Annotated in this window: 18 protein-coding genes; 8 read left to right on the forward strand and 10 right to left on the reverse strand. The window is 45.7% G+C overall.

From position 1 onward, the window contains the following. Positions 1 to 31: 31 nt before the first annotated feature. From JMA39_RS04205 to JMA39_RS04215, 3 genes are all read right to left on the reverse strand, one after another. The gene (locus JMA39_RS04205; RefSeq protein ID WP_202720575.1) at positions 32 to 1501 is read right to left on the reverse strand and encodes an AAA family ATPase; all 1470 of its coding nucleotides are present in this window, start codon (positions 1499 to 1501) and stop codon (positions 32 to 34) included. 140 nt (positions 1502 to 1641) lie between these two features. Next, positions 1642 to 2778 (reverse strand): HlyD family secretion protein, encoded by a 1137-nt coding sequence (locus JMA39_RS04210; RefSeq protein WP_202720576.1) that lies wholly within the window; start codon positions 2776 to 2778, stop codon positions 1642 to 1644. Between the two features lies 1 nt (position 2779). Continuing rightward, positions 2780 to 3166 (reverse strand): DUF3302 domain-containing protein, encoded by a 387-nt coding sequence (locus JMA39_RS04215; protein WP_202720577.1) that lies wholly within the window; start codon positions 3164 to 3166, stop codon positions 2780 to 2782. Positions 3167 to 3491: 325 nt separating this feature from the next. Between JMA39_RS04215 and purT the strand changes: the two genes are divergently transcribed. Beyond that, positions 3492 to 4667, forward strand: coding sequence for a formate-dependent phosphoribosylglycinamide formyltransferase (purT, locus tag JMA39_RS04220; protein WP_202720578.1), 1176 nt, complete (start codon positions 3492 to 3494; stop codon positions 4665 to 4667). Between the two features lie 156 nt (positions 4668 to 4823). Here purT and JMA39_RS04225 read toward each other — a convergent pair whose 3' ends face one another. From JMA39_RS04225 to JMA39_RS04245, 5 genes are read right to left on the reverse strand one after another with little or no spacing between them, the layout of a single operon-like run. Next, the gene (locus JMA39_RS04225) at positions 4824 to 5777 is read right to left on the reverse strand and encodes a D-2-hydroxyacid dehydrogenase (protein WP_202720579.1); all 954 of its coding nucleotides are present in this window, start codon (positions 5775 to 5777) and stop codon (positions 4824 to 4826) included. Between the two features lie 11 nt (positions 5778 to 5788). Further along, complete coding sequence (locus JMA39_RS04230) at positions 5789 to 6400, reverse strand: outer membrane beta-barrel protein (protein WP_202720580.1); 612 nt, start codon at positions 6398 to 6400, stop codon at positions 5789 to 5791. A gap of 34 nt (positions 6401 to 6434) precedes the next feature. Next, on the reverse strand, positions 6435 to 7214 hold the full coding sequence (gene djlA / locus JMA39_RS04235) for a co-chaperone DjlA (RefSeq protein WP_202720581.1): 780 nt from the start codon (positions 7212 to 7214) through the stop codon (positions 6435 to 6437). Beyond that, positions 7214 to 7882: an N-acetylmuramate alpha-1-phosphate uridylyltransferase MurU gene (murU, locus tag JMA39_RS04240; protein WP_202720582.1), complete on the reverse strand. Its 669-nt coding sequence runs from the start codon at positions 7880 to 7882 to the stop codon at positions 7214 to 7216. Before murU ends, djlA begins: the two co-directional genes overlap by 1 nt. Next, complete coding sequence (locus JMA39_RS04245) at positions 7883 to 8905, reverse strand: aminoglycoside phosphotransferase family protein (RefSeq protein ID WP_202720583.1); 1023 nt, start codon at positions 8903 to 8905, stop codon at positions 7883 to 7885. A 153-nt stretch (positions 8906 to 9058) separates the two neighbouring features. Between JMA39_RS04245 and lptD the strand changes: the two genes are divergently transcribed. The 7 genes from lptD to JMA39_RS04280 all read left to right on the forward strand — a co-directional run bounded on the left by lptD (position 9059) and on the right by JMA39_RS04280 (position 18138). Beyond that, positions 9059 to 11383, forward strand: a complete 2325-nt coding sequence (gene lptD, locus JMA39_RS04250) for an LPS assembly protein LptD (RefSeq protein ID WP_202720584.1) — start codon at positions 9059 to 9061, stop codon at positions 11381 to 11383. A gap of 127 nt (positions 11384 to 11510) precedes the next feature. Next, positions 11511 to 12815, forward strand: a complete 1305-nt coding sequence (gene surA, locus JMA39_RS04255) for a peptidylprolyl isomerase SurA (RefSeq protein ID WP_202720585.1) — start codon at positions 11511 to 11513, stop codon at positions 12813 to 12815. Between the two features lie 4 nt (positions 12816 to 12819). After that, positions 12820 to 13803 carry a 4-hydroxythreonine-4-phosphate dehydrogenase PdxA gene (pdxA, locus tag JMA39_RS04260; RefSeq protein ID WP_202720815.1) on the forward strand — a complete coding sequence of 328 codons (984 nt, stop codon included), beginning with the start codon at positions 12820 to 12822 and terminating at the stop codon, positions 13801 to 13803. 15 nt (positions 13804 to 13818) lie between these two features. Then, entirely contained in the window at positions 13819 to 14622 is an 804-nt protein-coding gene (gene rsmA / locus JMA39_RS04265) for a 16S rRNA (adenine(1518)-N(6)/adenine(1519)-N(6))-dimethyltransferase RsmA (protein ID WP_202720586.1), read from the forward strand. 154 nt (positions 14623 to 14776) lie between these two features. Continuing rightward, positions 14777 to 15157 (forward strand): Co2+/Mg2+ efflux protein ApaG, encoded by a 381-nt coding sequence (apaG, locus tag JMA39_RS04270; RefSeq protein ID WP_202720587.1) that lies wholly within the window; start codon positions 14777 to 14779, stop codon positions 15155 to 15157. Positions 15158 to 15182: 25 nt separating this feature from the next. Further along, the gene (locus JMA39_RS04275) at positions 15183 to 16016 is read left to right on the forward strand and encodes a symmetrical bis(5'-nucleosyl)-tetraphosphatase (protein ID WP_202720588.1); all 834 of its coding nucleotides are present in this window, start codon (positions 15183 to 15185) and stop codon (positions 16014 to 16016) included. A 100-nt stretch (positions 16017 to 16116) separates the two neighbouring features. Beyond that, positions 16117 to 18138, forward strand: a complete 2022-nt coding sequence (locus tag JMA39_RS04280; RefSeq protein WP_202720589.1) for a methyl-accepting chemotaxis protein — start codon at positions 16117 to 16119, stop codon at positions 18136 to 18138. A gap of 157 nt (positions 18139 to 18295) precedes the next feature. Here the strand turns inward: JMA39_RS04280 and JMA39_RS04285 are convergent, their stop codons facing one another. Next, positions 18296 to 18691 carry a DUF3718 domain-containing protein gene (locus JMA39_RS04285; protein ID WP_202720590.1) on the reverse strand — a complete coding sequence of 132 codons (396 nt, stop codon included), beginning with the start codon at positions 18689 to 18691 and terminating at the stop codon, positions 18296 to 18298. A 94-nt stretch (positions 18692 to 18785) separates the two neighbouring features. Then, positions 18786 to 19268 (reverse strand): type 3 dihydrofolate reductase, encoded by a 483-nt coding sequence (gene folA / locus JMA39_RS04290; RefSeq protein WP_202720591.1) that lies wholly within the window; start codon positions 19266 to 19268, stop codon positions 18786 to 18788. Positions 19269 to 19296: the final 28 nt, after the last annotated feature.

The following is a 19296-nucleotide window of genomic DNA, read 5'->3' on the forward strand; positions in this document are numbered from 1 at the left end:
GTAGAAAACACCATCACTCGAGCTTTGCCTACTATTGATGAGCATTAACCGTGCGCCCCTCGGCCCACAGCCTCAAGGCTTGCAGCTTCTCCCGCATCACGACTGACAGAGGACGTGTCTTCATCAGCTCTTCAACTAAAGCATACTGCTCCACTTCTCTCTCCGATGCTTTAGCCGTATAGATAGCAGAGATCACCGCCTGCTCAATCTCTGCGCCAGAGAAGCCCTGGCTCACCTTAGCAAGTTGGGCTAAATCAAACTGCATCGGCTCAAGCTGACGCCGCTGGAGATGAATGAGGAAGATAGCCTGTCGAATTTCAGCATCAGGCAGGTCGACAAAAAAGATTTCATCCATTCGTCCCTTTCGCATCAACTCAGGCGGAAGCGCACTGATATCGTTGGCCGTTGCCACCAAAAACACGTCAGATTGACGCTCTGCCATCCAAGTTAACATGGTTCCTAAAATGCGCTTAGAGGTGCCATCGTCACTACTGCCGCTGCTTAACCCCTTTTCTATTTCATCTATCCACAACACACAAGGCGACATAAGGTCGGCAAGCTCCAACGCCTTATGTAGGTTCTTCTCGGTTTCACCTATGTATTTATTATAAAGCGCTGACATATCCATCTTTAGCAGTGGTCTGTGCCACATTCCAGCAACGGCCTTGGCAGCTAAACTCTTACCACTGCCCTGCACACCGAGCAATAAGATCCCTTTCGGTTTATCCTCAAGCAACTGTGTCTGTGATGAAGGTGCTCTATGACTCAACCACTGCTTTAGGTTATGCAAACCCGCCACTTGAGAGAAATCACTGGTGTCATACTCAAAGTGCAACACGCCTTGCATATCGAGTAGGTCAAACTTGCCGCGGTTAATACTGTCCACATCCGAGTGAGTAACGGCACCATCATCGACTATCGCCTTATGGGCAAGACGTCTGGCATCATCAAAAGTGACTCCTCGCAGATTTTCAGCAAGTTTTACCACCGCACTGTCATCGACATTGAGCATTACACCTTGACTGCGCACCTTATCGATCTGCTCATAGACAAGGTTCATCAGCTGAGCGGTATTGGGTAGCGATAGCCTAAAGTGAGCACAATAGCGTTTAATTTCAGGGGGGATTGCAAACTCATGACTCACAAGCACGACTGTATGTTTCAGCGCTTCATATTCAAGGGCGATCTCTTTCAGTAAGCGTACATTTTTCGGCGCATTCTCTACGAAGGGATGAAAGTCGCACAATACATAGATCCCCTGCTGCGTTGTCGACTTAATCTGCCCAAGGATATCACCGGGTTCACAATTGAACTTTTGCCGCCCCATACCACCGTCGACTCGCATTAAGCCCTGAGTAATACTCCAGCTAAATAACGGCTGATAAAGGATATTAGAGACTTTCCTGAGCAGCTCTATCACTCGATATTCCTCATAGGTCTCTATGACGATAATCGGTGTATTTGAGCGCAGCACTGCGGTGAGATCTTGAATATCTTGCATGTAACTCCTTAAGTAAAGCTCGACAAGCAGCAGGGGGAGAGCTTTCCCGAAAAGAAAAGGGACACTGAGGTCCCTTATATCAATTGTGGCTCAATTTGTACCTGCATAAGCCACAATTTAGCGCAACAATTCCAAACAGATTAATGGAATAGGTAGTTGAGCCAGCCCTGCATTCTTAAGAGGACTTTACGCATGATAGAGACATGGGCAAAGTGCTCGGTATAAATAGCGGCGTGGCCCGAAACACCAGCAGGGAACTCCTTTTTAACCTCATGGTCTTCAAGTTTAATCAGTACTAACGCACGACCGCGGTTCATCACTCGTTGCGATGAGATCAGTGAACCCGATGACTGAATCTCACCTTCTGCCATTGCAGGCAGAACTTTAGCCACTTTGCCTTTGAACACCTGACCAGGGGCAGCGTCTAGGATAATCTCTGCTTCATCCCCCTCTTTTAATCTAAGTAAAGAGTTTTGCCAAAACGCACCGACAAAGGCACGTTCTTCATCGGGAATAAAGCTCAGTAGCGGTCTTAACGGCATAGGCACAGCCACAATACCTGGTCGCAGCGCCATCTGCGTGACCATACCATCGGCAGGCGCCTTAACCACGGTCTGCTCCAAGTCGAATTGCGCCTTTTCTAGCTCACCTTGAATGCCTGCAACCTTAGTGTTTACCCCATCAACATTGGACTCATAGGCTAAGCGCACTCTTAACTCTTCTGCATTTGCTGCCGTCAGCTGGGCTTCTGCTGCAAAGTAAAACTGGCGTTTATTATCTAGTTCTAGCTCTGTAAATGGTGAATTAACTCCGCCGCGTTTACGTCCTTTCTCATAACGCTCAAATGCCGACTTGGTTCTATCCCTATCGGCCGTAGCTCGAGTCACTGCAGCCTTTGCCGTTTCCCACGCGGCTTCAAGTTGCGGCACTTCAAGCTCTGCCGCAACTAGCGCGGCACGTTTTTGTTTCACTATCGCTTGGAAAGGGGTTGGGTCGATTCTAAACAGTACATCGCCTTTCTTGATTGGCGTATTAGGCTCAACCTCCACCGACACCACAACCCCTCTAACAGCGGGGTTAATCGGCGTAGTCACAAAATACTCTTTCGCAAATGGCGTGTAGGGGTGGTTATAGTTCATCAATAAGATCAGAGCACCAACGATAAAGATACCGCCTAATATTGCGGTCGGTACTGTCCACTTAGTCAGTGGGATCTTAAAGATTTTAAAAATAGCGATACAAACGGCGGTATAGGTGAGTACGAGTAGTAAATCCATGTTACACCTCCGTGCTATTTGTTTGAGAAGCTGCTTTTTGAGAAGCTTCGATATTAGAAGCTTCCATCTGCGCTAGTCTTTGCTCCAATTTTCTGATGCTTTCAGTCAATCCTTGTACCTCGCTTTCTAGCACTTGCTCTTTCTCTACCACCTCTTGGAATCCCCAGCCACGATCCTCACGGTAAAGGGTTGCCCAGATCCACAAAAATGGCCAAATAGCATGCAGGGTAAACAGGCTGACCCAGCCAGCAATATGCAGAGCATCTTGCTGTGGGTGATTACGTTTTTTGGCGATTTCATAAGGAATATCATGGATTGCGATCACTCCGTAGAAGAGAAAAATCGCAACGAAAAAAATAATTCCTAACGCAAAATAATCTAAAAACACGGCGCACTCCTTTTTCAACCGTTATTACGGCAATCGAGCCTAGCGAACATTCTAGCAACATATTGGCAATATTAAGCCGATAAATCCATTTTTTTTGATTAAAAACCGCACATTAGCGATGACAAATTTATCAAGGCTGAGTGATCTTGCGCACAGTTGCCATTAAATCTAGCCTCGACAAATAGGCGGCACGTTACACTACGCCCAAAAAAGTTGGCAGCCTAAAAGTCGTAAGAAAAAGTGGCTTCCAACATGTTGCACAGCTGAAAGCCTTATCAGTCCAGCAACCAATAACTATTCCCTACAATCTAAAAAGGTAAACACAATGATAGGTACAGCTCTATCTGCAAATGCTAAGCGCGCCATGTTGCTTGGCTGTGGAGAACTGGGTAAAGAGGTGGCAATCGAACTTCAACGCTATGGTATCGAAGTCATCGGGGTGGACCGCTACCCGAATGCCCCCGCAATGCAAATTGCCCACCGCTCTCACGTGATAAACATGCTCGATGCCGAGGTGTTAAAGTCGCTTATCGAACTCGAAAAGCCTGACTTAGTGATCCCAGAGCTTGAAGCCATTGCCACGCAAACGCTAGTTGAGATGGAGACTAAGGGCATTAATATTGTGCCAACCGCTAAAGCCACTCAGCTAACGATGGACAGAGAAGGCATACGCCGCTTAGCGGCCGAAACATTAGCCATTCCAACTTCACCCTACTTTTTCTGCGATACTCAGCAAGAGTTCAATGATGCCGTCGCGACCATAGGTCTACCTTGCGTAGTTAAGCCTGTGATGAGCTCTTCGGGTAAAGGTCAAAGCGTTATTCGAAGCCAAGAACAAATTGAGTCTGCTTGGCAGTATGCCCAAGAAGGTGGCCGTGCGGGTAAAGGTCGCGTCATTGTTGAAGGATTTATTGCCTTTGACTATGAAATCACTCTGTTGACTATCAGTGCGGTAAACGGTGTTCACTTCTGTGACGCTATCGGCCATCGTCAGGAAGATGGGGATTACCGTGAATCTTGGCAGCCACAGACGATGTCGGATATCGTACTAGCGAAATCACAAGCGATAGGTAAGAAAGTCGTTGAAGCGCTTGGTGGCTATGGTCTATTTGGTGTAGAGCTGTTTATCAAAGGTGATGAAGTCTATTTCTCTGAGGTCTCGCCTCGTCCCCATGATACCGGCATGGTGACCCTCATTAGCCAAGATCTATCGGAGTTTGCTCTGCATGTCCGTGCCATCTTAGGCCTGCCGATTAGTAATATCGCTCAGCACGGACCAAGTGCATCGGCGGTGATCTTAGCCGAAGGGAAATCAAGCAATATTCAATTCACTGGCATCGCCGAAGCACTAGTAGAGGCGAATACTCAACTGCGACTATTTGCCAAGCCTGAAATCGACGGCAAGAGGCGCTTAGGTGTGACGCTTGCTCGAGGTAGCAGTATCGACAACGCGGTAACCAAAGCGATAAACGCCGCCAGCAAGATTAATGTGATCCTATAATTCGATCGGTATCAGTCGGTTAAATAAAATCAGTAAAAGAAAAAGCCTCGAACTTTGCTAAGTAGGTTTAGCATTAAGTTTGAGGCTTTACTTTTATACGCTTAGGTTCTCAGAACGTCACCCAACTGCAGAGGTTTTATGCTTTACCGCATAGCATTAGTTCACCTGATGACTCACCTGCCCCAGCAAGAAGTTAGAAAGGTTATCGATTGCGATATTGAGTAGATTCTGCCTCGCTTCGATTGTTGCCCACGCATTATGGGGCGAGATACTAATATTGTTTGCACTCAGCAAGGGGTTACCTGCCGCTGGCGGCTCAGTTGATAACACATCGACACCAGCAAAGGCCAGTTGCCCACGATTAAGCGCATCAGCCAAGGCCTGCTCATCAATCAGTCCTCCACGTGCGGTGTTTATCAAGATTGCAGAGTTTTTCATCTTCTCAAGCACTGCGCTATTGATCAATTTATCGGTATCAGGAGTTAATGGGCAGTGCAGCGAAACGATATCCGATTGAGTAAATAGCGACTCTCGATCAACCCAGGAGCAGCCATGTGGTAGTTTGGCTTGAGGGTTACGAGTATTTACCAGCACCTTCATACCAAAAGCTTGGCCAATTTGCGCAACCACTTTACCTATATCACCAAAACCGACTAAACCTAAGTTCTTTCCCTTTAACGATTGCAACGGCGTGAGGGTAAAACAAAAATCTTGCGACTCACTCCAGACTCCGCGCTTTACTGCATCTGAATGCAAAGCCACCTGCTGCGTAGCATGAAGGAGATGGGCAAAGACCATCTGTGCAACAGCATCGGGACCATAACCCGGCACATTGGTCACCACGATATCTAACTCTTTCGCGGCCTCAAGATCCACCACATTGGTTCCCGTCGCGAGGATACCGATATATTTAAGCTGAGGCAGTTGCTTTAATGTCGCAGCATCGAGCAGAGTCTTATTAGTAAAAATAACCTCAGCGTCCAGACTACGAGATAGCCGCTCTTCAGGAGCACTGCGCTCATAAACGCACAACTCTCCAAATGCTATTAACGCTTGCCAATCAAGATCGCCTGGATTTAGCGTATATCCATCGAGTACCACAATTTTCATAAAACGGCCTTTTAAAACTTCAAACTGGCACCGATATTAGCTTGCCCCTGCCACATGATGTCCGACTGAATATTCCACAGACAACCATCATTACCACAGAACAAGGCGTTATCAGCATTGATAAAGGTGGCATACCCCTTCACTTCGGCAAACAATGAAAATGCCTCGGTGGCCTGATATTCAATACCGCCACCGATTGCCATAGAGAAGCGCGTCTCATTAGAATAAGCTCCGCCAGGTCGCATATTGGTTAAACCTAGGCTGGTGGTAACATAAGGCTTCACACTTTGCATCGGGAAGTAGAGACTGCCCCCCACGTGAAAGTAGTCCACATCCATCGAGGTAATGATGTTAGGACTGAAGTTATCACCGGTTTTTAAATCTGTGCCTTGATGGCTATAGAGCAGGTAAACATTACCGGGATCTTTTGTGGTAAATCCAAGCATGACGCCATAGTTTTGCGACTCGGCGATCTTTACCTGGCCTTTTTCCTCAGACTCAGTGCTTGCGATATCAAACTCGCTAGCACCGAAGCTGTACCCACCAAACGGTGCGACATAAACTTCCGCCATTGCTGGTAGCGCACAAAATGACCCGAGTAATACAGCTAAGCATTTTTTCATAGTATGTCCCTATAGCCTTATCATTAATATGTGGTTAACGCATGCCTCTATCACTCTTTACCCTATCATAAGCGGCTTGAATATCTTGTGCTTTTGACTTGGCAATTTCCATCATTTCAGCAGGTAAGCCCTTAGCAACCAACTTATCGGGGTGATGTTCATTCATCAACTTTCGATAGGCTCGCTTGATATCCTGATCTGACATCGACTCTGACGCGCCCAGCAGTTTATAAGCGTCTTCAACCGAAGTTTGCTGACCCGCGCCGCCATTGCGGTGAAAATTAAACTCAGCCTGCCAACGTGCAAGTAAGTCATCTAACTGCTTTTGGCTAAAGCCTAGCTCTTTGGCGATGATAGTGAGAATTGAAAGTTCTTTTTGATCTAACTCAGCATCGACAAGCGCCGTTTGAATTTGGATCTCCAAAAACATCTGTAGCAGCTCTTTACGACCCATGGAGATCAGCCTAAAGGTTTTTAAGCAGGCATAGATATCAAAGTCAGCCTCTTTACCCTCTCTGAACGCAGCCTGAGCATCGGCCCTTGCCTGTCCGCTTAAATTAAGCTGGTCCATCAGCGAGGTTGCCATACGGATATCGTTTTGGGTCACTTGCCCAGATGCTTTAGCTACATGTCCCATCACCGAAAATGTGGTATTAAAGAACAGCGCCTGACGCTTACCTACTCCGCTAAAGCCAGCCTTCTTACTCAGCTTACGATCATACATGTGACCCAGCCAAAGCCCTAATATTGCACCGGCTAAACGACCAAACATAAACCCAATGATGAAGCCGAAAACCTTACCCCAAATACGCATTATCTAACCTTATTCGTTTCACGTTCTTCAATGTGTGCTAGTCGCTCAATCGTGCCAACATCACACCAATACCAATTATAATGACTACCCGATACCAAGCCGTCGGCCATGGCCTGACGAAGAAGCGGTGCCAAGGCAAATGCCCCTTCGGGTGTACCTTTAAATAATTGGGGGTGATAAACCCCCATCCCCGAAAATGTCAGCTTATCAGAGCCAACATCTGACACTTGGCTGCCATGCAGCGCAAAATCTCCGTTGGGATGCTGAACCGGATTATCCACAAGCCAGAGGTGAGCCAGCTTATTCGATTCTAGTGTAGCGATGACAGGCAGTTCATCGATAAAGATATCGCCATTGATTACCAAAAACGGCTCATCACCTAACAGGCTTAATGCCTGCTTTATACCACCGCCAGTCTCCAAAGCTGAGGTTTCCTGACTGTATTGGATATTGACTTGCCATTGACTGCCATCACCTAGTGTCTCAACCAGCTTATGGCCTAGCCAAGCGTGATTGATTACTATCTCGTTATAGCCCGCTGCAGCAAGCTTTTCTATGTGATAAACAATTAAAGGTTTTCCCGACACCTCAACCAAAGGCTTTGGCAGAGAATCTGTTAATGGTCTCAGGCGTTCACCACGCCCCGCCGCTAGAATCATAACCTTCATTTAACGTCCTTCACTGTCAAGATCATGCTTAGCCTTCACTGCAGGAATGATCACCTCAGCGATCCACTGACTCAAGGGCATAAGCTCACTATAACGGCCAGCAATATCACGGATATACTCAAGCGTTAGCGGAATATCGGCCATATAAGCCGGTTTTCCATCACGGTAATTGAGGCGAGCAAAAATGCCCGCCGCTTTTATATGTCTCTGAATGCCCATCAAGTCGAACCAGCGACGGTATTGCTCAAAGCTGACACTTGAGTCTATCTGTTTAGTCTCTAGGCACTGGCGATAGTGCTGTTGCATCAACGCATCGACTTCACTATCTGGCCAACGAATGTAGCAGTCACGCAGAAGCGAAACCGCATCATAGGTCACAGGCCCAATAACTGCATCTTGAAAATCAATCACCTTAAGTTGCTTGTCTTGCAGCATGATATTACGACTATGGTAGTCACGGTGCATACCAACCTGTGGCTGCGCCAAGGCATTTTCGACTAATACTTTAAAAGCAGCCTCGGTGTGAGTTTGCACTAGCTCTGGCGTCAAGCCAAGATGGTGCACAGCTAACCATTCGGTAAAAATGGTTAACTCCCGCACCACAAATTCTGCGTCATACAGAGGTAGAGCCCCCACCTGAGTATGAGTGACCTTTGCAATGTCATTGAGTAATAGCAGTGCTTGAGAGTAATACTGCTGCAAATTCTCTTTATTGAGTGCGGATAACAACTGCACATCACCGAGATCGCTTAAAAGCATAAAACCTTGTGCTTTATCGCTAGCGATCACTTCGGGGACGGCAATTCCCTGCTTCGAATAACTGTCAGCTAATTGAATAAATGGGCTAATATCGATAAGGTTCGGTGGTGAATCGACTACAATATAAGACAGGTTATCTACCACAACTCTAAAGTAGCGTCTGAAACTTGCATCACCAGATATTAGCTGTGGCGATACATTTGCATTAAAATACTGGTTTAGCCATGCATTTAACTGAAGAAATCTAGGATCTGACAAGGGCACCTCATGGCTCTTAAGAAGAAATTGCTTTATTATAACGACAAAATGGAAACAGCTAAGCACTTGAAAAAAATTATTTGGCTGAGTTGCCCAGGAAAGGGTCAACTTCCTTCTCTTCACCGTCCAGACTAAGAAATCATAATTAATTGACCTAAGATGCAGATCCGTTATTTTTTGGCCTTGTGCCTGCTTCCCCAATTAGTCTTAGCAGACGAAACCGAAACTGTTGCCGAAACAAGCTCACAGTGTATTGTTGAGCCACCAGTAAAGCCCTATGTTCCGCTTTACGAGGGAAATAGCCCTGAAGATTTAGCGCGGATCTACATTAGCTCCGATCGCTCTTCGGCGCAGATGGGTAAAGAAGCTACCTTCACTGGCGATGTTAACTTCAGTCAAGGCGGCCGCAACATCGCCGCTGATAAGGCTATTCTCAACCAAGAATCGGAAGAGCTTCATGCCAATGGTAACTTAGTTTTCCAAGACGATATATTTACCGTTACCGCCGACTCCTTAGTCGCCAAGATGCGCAGCAATAGCGCTATCTTAAGTGGTGCGCAATATTGGCTCACAGGACAGCAGATCCATGGTGATGCCGACAGACTCGAGATCACTAAAGAGAATAACCTGCTGCTATCGGGCACTAACTTCACCACCTGCCCCGGTAAAGATCCTGATTGGTTGCTCGAAGCCGATCGCATTAAGATTGATAGTACCGAAGAGTGGGGAGAAATTTGGGACGCTAAAATTAAAATTGCCGGCGTACCGGTTATGTATGTTCCTTACATGACAATTCCGGTATCGGATAAGCGTAAATCAGGCTTTCTATTTCCAACATTTAGCACCAGTACCACCAACGGTGTTGAGGTCGCGACCCCATATTATTGGAATATCGCACCTGAATATGACTTAACTTTTACCCCCAACTACATGTCGGCGCGTGGTCTATACACCAAAACCGAATTCAGATATTTAGCCGGTGAAAATCAGCAAGGTCAATTGAACTTTGAATACCTTGCCGATGATGACAAGTTGGCCAATAGCCCTGACCGCTACCTATATCACTGGGAGCACAGCGGCGCTATTAATAAAAACTGGCGCGTACTGGCTAATTATACCGAAGTGTCAGATAACAACTATTTTAATGACTTGAACTCTGACGTACAGCGCGCAACCGATAACCAATTAAACCGCATTGGTGAGATCTCTTACTTCGAGCAAAACTGGGATTTCAGTGCTCGAGTACAAGATATTAAGGTGCTTGGTGAGGAAGAAAAGCCTTATCAGGTGATGCCGCAGGTTACCTTTAACTACCGTGCACCAAGCTATTGGCATGGCTTAGACTTTAAGCTTTATAGTGAAGCGACTAATTTCGAACATCAAGATAGAGAGTATTCGGCTGCCACTCGAGTGCACCTTGAGCCTAGCATCTCTTACCCAATTCATGGCCCTGCAGGCTCGCTAACCAGTGAAGTCAAACTACTGCAAACTAACTATTGGCAGGATGTAAGCGAAGATCCTTCCGATTCAGAACTTCGCGACCGAGTAAACCGTACACTGCCAGAAGTGCGTATTCATGGTCAGGTGAACTTTGAGCGTTTTACGGATTACTTCGATAGTCAGTACCGCCAAACATTAGAGCCACAGTTCCAATACCTTTATGTGGGTTATGAGGATCAATCTGATATCGGAATTTACGATACCGCCCTGTTGCAAGAAGATTATAACGGCCTATTTAGAGATCGTCGTTTCTCTGGTTTAGATCGTATCGCCGATGCCAACCAGTTTACCTTAGGTTTGACAACCAGACTGTTTAACGAACAAAACCATGAAGTTTTTAAGTTCAGCCTTGGTCAAATTATCTATTTAGAAGACAGCCGCGTAGGTATCAATGATATTAATGGCACTAACGATACTTTTGTGCAGGAGAACACCTCAAACTCAGCGATTGCTGCAGAGTTGACGACTCAGCTATATGCAGATTGGTTCTTAAGTGGCTCGATTCAATATGACGTTAAAGAGAGCGAAAACAAGAAGAGTGAAGTTACTGTCGACTATCGTCCAGGCACTAATAAACTGCTACAGGCGAGCTATCGCTATGTACCCGATCTACTCAATACTAACACCAATGAATCGGTAGATATTAAGCAGTTAGGTTTTCGCGGCGCTTGGCCGATTAATGACAATTTATATTTAGTCGGTAACTGGTATTACGATCTAAATGAAAGCCGAGCGGTAGAGACCTACACAGGTTTTCAATATGAATCATGTTGCTGGGCAGTGCGTTTGAGTTATCATTACCGCATTAAAACCAATTATATTGACGAAGATAATCCAGTACAGGATACTCGAGAGCTATTTGAAAGTGGGATCTACCTAAACTTTGTCATCAAAGGACTCGGTGGTTCAGGCCCATTAGGGGTGTCTGATATGCTAGATGACGGCCTATTTAACTACCGTAAACCACTTTATTTGATGAATTAGCAAACAAATAACGTAAAAAAATGCTGAACCTAGCTGACGACATGCAGTCAAAGCAGGACTAAAGAATCATTAATGCGGTATGCAGATGCCGCAGATGACACTCAATAAATGCCAAGGATTTTAGTGGATGAAACGCTGTAACCGATTGATTTTTGCTCTTTTTACATTGGCAATGAGCCAGACAATTCAAGCTGCGCCCGTACCACTCGACCGTGTAACCGTGCAGATAAATGAAGGGATCATTTTAGAAAGCGAAGTCGAAGGAATGGTTAAGACCATCAAAGCGAATGCTGCCAATGCGGGTCAAAAGTTACCTTCAGATACAGCATTGCGCACTCAGGTTATTGAGCGATTGATTTTAACCCGTCTACAGCTACAGATGGCGGATAGAATTGGTTTGCATATTGGTGACTTACAACTTGACCAAACTATCGAGAATATCGCTAAAGAACAGAAGATGACCGTCGCGCAGATGAAAGCAGAAATCGAAAGTGATGGCACCACGTTTGCTCAGTATCGTGAGCAGCTTCGCGAAGAGATCACTCTAGGTGAGATCCAACGTATTCAGGTTCAGCGTCGTATTCAAGTGTCGCCACAAGAGATCAATAACCTAGTTAAGCTTATTAATGAACAAGGACTTAAGGATGTTGAGTTCCAGCTTGGTCATATCTTGATTGATGTACCAAGCGACGCCAATAGTCAACAGCTTGATGCGGCGAGCAAGCGAGCTGCAACCGTGATGAAGCGTCTAAAAGATGGTGATGACTTTAGAAGCATCGCTATAGCAGCATCTTCAGGCCCTAAAGCGCTTGAGGGTGGTATTTGGGACTACATGAACATCAACGAAATGCCGACTTTATTCGCTGAAGTGGTCGGTGATGCTAAAACGGGTGATATCATAGGACCAATTAAGAGCGCATCAGGCTTCCATATCATCAAGATTATGGACGCTCGAGGGTTACAGACTAAAGAAGTTCAAGAGGTTAAGTCGCGCCATATTCTACTTAAGCCATCGCCAATTCTTTCAGAAGAACGTGCTAAGAGCATGATGGACAGATTCCTTGCTCAAGTTAAATCTGGTGAAACCAAGTTTGAAGACTTAGCCCGTCAGTACTCAGAAGATCCAGGTTCTGCCGCTAAAGGTGGTGAACTAGGCTGGGCAGATCCCAATATCTATGTGCCTGCATTTGCGCAAGAGCTCAATAGCCTTAAAGTCGGTGAATATAGTGAGCCATTCCGCTCAACTCACGGTTGGCATATTGTTCAATTAGAAGAGAAACGTACAACAGACGCGACCGATAAATTTAATAACAATCGAGCTCACCAGCTGATCTATCGTCGTAAATTTAATGAAGAGTTACAGAACTGGTTAGATGAGATGCGCTCAGAAGCATTTATCGATATTTTTGAGCCAGAAACGAATCGAGGTTAATACTATTGTGACTAAACGCATTGCCATCACGCCGGGAGAACCGGCGGGTGTTGGCCCAGATTTAGTGATACAACTAGCTCAGCAGGCTTGGCCTGCTGAGCTAGTTGTTTGTGCTGATCCTGAACTGTTACTGTCTCGTGCCAAAAAGCTGGGGCTCTCTATTCAGCTGCGTCCGTATCAACCCAATCAGCCTCCTAAGGCTCAAGAAGCCGGCACACTCACTATCGTGCCTTTTACCCTTGAAGCTGAAGCGATTTGTGGTCAGTTAAATGAAACCAACAGTGGTTATGTCGTTGACACATTAAGATTTGCCGGCGAGAAAAACATGGTTGGCGAATTCGATGCGGTGGTTACAGGCCCGGTTCATAAAGGCATTATCAACCAGGCAGGTATTCCTTTTAGTGGTCACACCGAATTTTTCGCCAATCAAGCAAATTGCCAAGATGTAGTGATGATGCTGGCGGCGCCAGGTCTGCAGGTTGCGCTTGTGACAACGCATATCCCATTGGCGTATGTGTCAAAAGCTATTACTCGTGATCGCCTACACCAAATCATCAAGATCCTACACAGGGATCTCGTCGACAAGTTTGCTATCGAGTCCCCGCGGATCTACGTGTGCGGTTTAAACCCACACGCAGGTGAGGATGGCCACTTAGGCACAGAGGAGATCGATACCATCATCCCAGCACTCAACGAGCTGAGAGAACTCGATATGGATATCGTCGGCCCACTACCAGCCGACACCCTGTTTCAACCTAAATACCTAGAAGATGCTGACGTCGTACTCGCCATGTACCACGACCAGGGGCTTCCAGTACTAAAATCTAGAGGATTTGGCAGTTCTGTCAATATCACTCTAGGATTACCCTATATAAGAACCTCGGTCGACCATGGTACGGCCTTAGAGCTTGCAGGTACAGGCACTGCCGATATCGGTAGTTTTGTCTGCGCATTAAATAAAGCCATTGATTTGGCCGCAAAGAATTAGTGATAAAGATTACTCATGAGCAATAAAGTACATTTAGGCCACACGGCCAGAAAGCGTTTTGGACAGAACTTCTTAACCGACGAGAATGTGATTAACCGTATCGTTGGTGCTATCTCGCCAGATAACGACCATGTCATGGTAGAAATTGGTCCAGGCCTAGCTGCGTTAACAGAGCCTGTCGCTAGCAGTATCGATAAGCTAATCGTTGTCGAATTGGATAAAGATCTGGTTGAGCGTCTACAAGAGCACCCAGTGCTCAAAGATAAGCTTGAGATCCATCAAGGCGACGCACTGAAGTTTGACTTCAACCAATTGGTGCGTGAAGACAAGCAGATGAAGGTGTTTGGTAACCTGCCATATAACATCTCAACACCACTGATGTTCCACCTGTTTGAGTTCGCTCAGCATATTGAGAACATGCATTTTATGCTGCAAAAAGAGGTGGTTCTACGCCTCTCTGCTGCACCAGGAACCAAAGCCTATGGCCGCCTAACCGTGATGGCGCAGTATCACTGTCAAGTGATGCCAGTACTTGAAGTTCCACCAGGATGTTTCACGCCGCCACCAAAAGTAGACTCAGCTGTAGTGCGCCTTGTGCCGTATAAAGATAAGCCTTGGCCATGTAAAGATGTCGACCTGTTAAGAAACTTAACCACGACCGCATTCAACATGCGCCGTAAGACGCTGAGAAATAACCTTAAGCAACTCTTGTCTGATGAAGATTTTGCCGAACTAGGTATCGACGCAACATTAAGACCTGAACAGATCCGTGTTGACCAATATGTTGCTATGGCTAACCACGTTTTCGACAAAAAGTAAGCTTATTCGCTGAATAAGCAACTGATAAATAAAGGGCAATAACTGCCCTTTTTTTGTACCTTATAAATAAATTATTGCCTGTTAAGGGATAGTCCATTTAAGATGAAAGTGTGACGAGTCACAATAGAGTTAACAGCATCTTTTAGGGAGCGATATGAGTCAAGTAGCATCATCTGTCAGTGTCGATGTCAAAACAGCGTATATTGAAGCTCAGTCCTCACCGGACGAAAAGAAATACCTGTTTAGCTATACCATCACTATCTCCAATCTAAGCGATGAGGAGATCACGCTCAAGAGCCGTCACTGGTGCATTACAGATGCTAATGGCCGAAAAAGCGAAGTTCATGGCGCAGGTGTTGTAGGAGAGACTCCAACGATAAAACCCAACAGCAGTTACGAATATACCAGTGGCACCGTTCTTGAAACACCACTGGGCGTCATGGAGGGCCGTTACACTATGGTCGATAGCGGCGGCAATGAGTTTGAAGCGCCAATATCTGCCTTTCGTTTATCCACTCCAGGTTTACTTCACTAAAAGCAAAAATCATATCTAGGAAAAAATGGCTAACTATTTGGTAGGCGATATACAGGGCTGTTTCGAGGAGCTAACCCTGCTTCTCGATCGCGTCGACTTTAACCCCTCGAAAGACTGTTTATGGGCAGTGGGTGATCTTGTGGCAAGGGGCACAGGCTCTTTAGAAACACTGCGTTTTTTTAAATCACTAGCGGGTTCAGCAAAGATAGTGCTAGGCAATCATGATCTGCATTTGCTTGCTATCCATGGAAAATTAAAGCGCGTAAACCCTAAAGATAACTTAAGTGAACTACTCGCCGCTGACGATATCAATAATATTATCGATTGGCTAAGACTCCAACCGCTCTACCAGGAGTGGCCCGAGCAACGCCTCATTATGAGTCATGCCGGTATTCCACCTCAGTGGGATCTCGCGACTTTACGTACAGAAGCCGATAGGGTTAGCCAAACTCTACAGTCAGACAATTATTTAAATGACTTAATCAGTGAAATGTACGGTAACGATGTTGATGACTATCATTCAGGCCTAACGCCTCTTGAAAAGCAGATCTATTGTATCAATGCCCTGACCCGTATGCGCTACATTACACAAGATGGACGGCTAGATTTCAACTGTAAGACGCCTATTCAGGGGAGTAACCAGGCAGACTTAACACCTTGGTTTGACCTTGAGTCCAAAATACCCGCCGACTATACATTAGTCTTTGGCCACTGGGCTGCGATTATGGGACAGACAAACCTTACAAACCGAGTCGGTTTGGATACGGGCTGTTGTTGGGGAGAATATATGACCCTATGGCATTTCGAGTCCAACCAAAAAATCACTCAAGAAAAATTAAAAGACGTTAAAAGAAGTTAAAAAAGGGTTAAACTATCGCTAAATTTGGCCGATAAAGTATTCGATATAGGTGTCAGGCGGATACTGTGACTTGAATAAAAATAATAAAAATGGAGCTCCTATGAAGTTAAATGTAGCCACCAGGGTGATTGCGGGATTTACAGTCGTCACCTTACTGCTGATCGTCCTAGGCGCAGCGTCTTGGTTAACTAACAGCCAACTAAAGAGCAGCACACAAGTTCTACAAGAGCTCAGCTTACCAGCACTCGAGTCTGGAAGCTTACTGTCACAGACTATCTCCGAACAAGAAAAGCTGATATTAGTGGCTTATCACACCCCAAATGCAAGTGAGATCCCTCAGCTCAACTCTCAGTACTCAACAGCGAGTCAGACCTTTGAGACAGAGATTAACAAACTGAGCACCTTAGTCAGTAACAACTCCGATTTAAACTCCGTTATTCAGACTCTTGATACTCAATATTCTCAGTTCAATAGTACTAGTAAAGAGATGATAGCGACCCATGAAGCTGCACTAATCACAACGAAGAAGATTACTAGCCAATACGATGATGTTGAGATTGCCGTCGATGACACAGCCTCATTATTGTTAGATTTAATCGATCTTGAGATGAGTGAAGATCTAGTCGAGCAGGAGATTGCCGCTACAGCAAGTACACTAGAGCTTAGCTTTAGTAATATCGCGAGCACCAGTTTTGACCTTATTCGCAGCACAGACAAAGCCAAGTTCGACACTATCTCTAAAGAACTAGATTACATCGTTAGTGATACTCAGAGTAAAGTCGATTACGTCTCTAGCCATTGGGATGGTGTAGTCGAGGCAGACCTTATTGAGGAGCTCAACAGCGAAGCTGCGAATGTATTTAACATGGTTAAAGGCGAGAATTCGTTAATTGAATTAAAACGCAAAGAGATAGAGCTTAATAGTCGTGCAACGAGTTTACTTAGCGATGTAGAACTTGCCGCTGGTAATGTTAACCAGCAGATGAAAACACTCACGGTTAACATCGAAACTATCTCTCGTGAAATTAGCAGCAGCGCCATTGAGAACATCGACAGCGCAAGTATGCGTACAATAGTGTTAATGGCTATCGCAATTCTTGTCGCCATCATCGTCAGCATCGCGGTTGTGCGTCCACTAACCCGCTCTCTCGATAAAATCAACCATGCGCTAAACGTACTGGCATCAGGTGATTTGACTCATAAATTAGATGACTCTGGCCATGATGAGTTTGCTAAATTGTCTGCAAACTGCAATAAGCTGGTCGATAGCCTACGTAGCCTTATTCAGGGTATTTTAGAGCGCTCAGATCAACTCGCCGCCGCAGCCGAAGAGACTTCAGCAATCACGGCGCAGACCACGGTTGGAATTCAAGAGCAGAAGAGCCAAGTTGATCAAGTTGCGACCGCCACAACTCAGCTAAGCTCCAGCGCGCAACAAGTGACAGTGAGTGCTGACGATGCACTAAGTCAGATAAAAGCCGCCGATGATGAAAGCCAACATATGCGCCTGATAGCTAATGAAAACAAGCGCACTATTCTTGCACTCGCCGATGAAGTGGCTAAAGCCAGTGTGGTGATCAATAAAGTTCACGCAGACAGTGCCTCTATTGGCTCGATTCTCGATGTGATCCGCGGTATTGCTGAACAGACAAACCTACTGGCACTTAACGCCGCAATCGAAGCCGCCCGCGCCGGTGAACAGGGGCGAGGCTTTGCAGTGGTTGCCGATGAGGTTCGTAGCCTAGCATCGAGAACCCAAGACTCAACCCAAGAGATCCAACAGATGATCGAGGTGCTACAGAAGGGTACCCAAGAAGCTGTGGCTGTAATGGACTTAGGAAGCTCTCAGGCAAGCTCTTGCGTCGAGAAGACTGAACAGGCTAATAATGCTTTAGAAAGTATTAGCGAAGCTGTACATCGCGCTCATGACTCTGGAACCCATATTGCCCACGCTGCTCAAGAGCAGAATCTCGTCAGCCAGCAGGTATCTGAAAAGCTTGAACATATTGCCGCAATTTCAGAGGAAACCTCTACCGGAGCTGACCAAACGGCACAGTCGAGTCATCAGGTTGCTCAATTAGCAGAAGAGCTTCAGGCCTCAGTTAAAGAGTTTAAAGTCTAGAATGCTCACGGCGACACTGGCGCTGTTAACCAAAAGTTCGAAATAATAAGAGGCGCTATATTTAGCGCCTCTTTTGTATTTTCGCTTCTACATTTAAGCTTATCAGATATAAAAATACTGGGGCGAGCCCAGTAATTTTAAAACTGATTTTAAGAGCCTAACTGCCTGCTATACGCTCTTTAATCGCTGCTGTAATTTCACTGCCACCATGGCCGTTACTTTCAGCCCAAGCGACAATACTTTGTCCATCGGCTTCCGCTTCGTTTAACTCAGATGCCGGAAGGCGCTTAGCGACAAAGGTACCAACCTTATTAGAACCACTCTTTAAAGCCGTTCTTAATAAACTATCGCCGCCACAGGAAACACCGCTATAGATGTTGCGTAGCTTTACTCGACTCTCTTTGAGCTTCTTACGGAGACGGTTTTTATCATCTGCTTGTACATAGTTACAGATGTTTGCAGCTAATTGCTCCTGATTAGCTAGCGCAGTTGATGGAACAGAAATTGAAGATGCCACTATCAGTGTAGCGATGCTCAAGGGCAACAGACGCATCAGACACTCCTTATTTTTAGTTTTTATATAGAAAAGTAGCGCTATTTAGTAGCTTGCTTTCTCTTTATTTAGGGTACTAAACAACCCTTTGAATTTAACATTTTTTTACCATTTTGATAAAGCTATATTCAACACCTTTATCATTTTTCGCTACATCACGAGAAGCTTCGAGCCAAGTTCCATCATCCCAATGCGGAAAATAGGTATCCCCATCGACTGTTAAAGCGATTTCAGTGAGATAGAGAATATCTGCCTGCGGAAGTAACATTTCATATAGTTGACCGCCGCCTATCACAACCAACTCCTCGCAATCACTGGCGGCGGCCTTTGCCTCAGTAAAGCTGCTAACAATGGTTACGCCCTCAATAACCAGATCGGCTTGTCGGCTTATAACTATGTTGTGACGACCTGGTAGTGGCCGACCTATTGATTCATAGGTCTTTCTTCCCATCACCACAGGCTTGCCTAAGGTCATCGCTTTAAAGTGGCGAAGATCTTCAGGAAGATGCCACGGCATTTGGTTGTCTTTACCAATAACGCGGTTATTTGCCATAGCGGCAATCATAGCTATTCTCATGATACTTCCCTTTAATTCTGAGGTGTTA

It is taken from the genome of Shewanella schlegeliana (genome assembly GCF_016765635.1).
GTDB classification, from domain to species: Bacteria; Pseudomonadota; Gammaproteobacteria; order Enterobacterales; family Shewanellaceae; genus Shewanella; species Shewanella schlegeliana.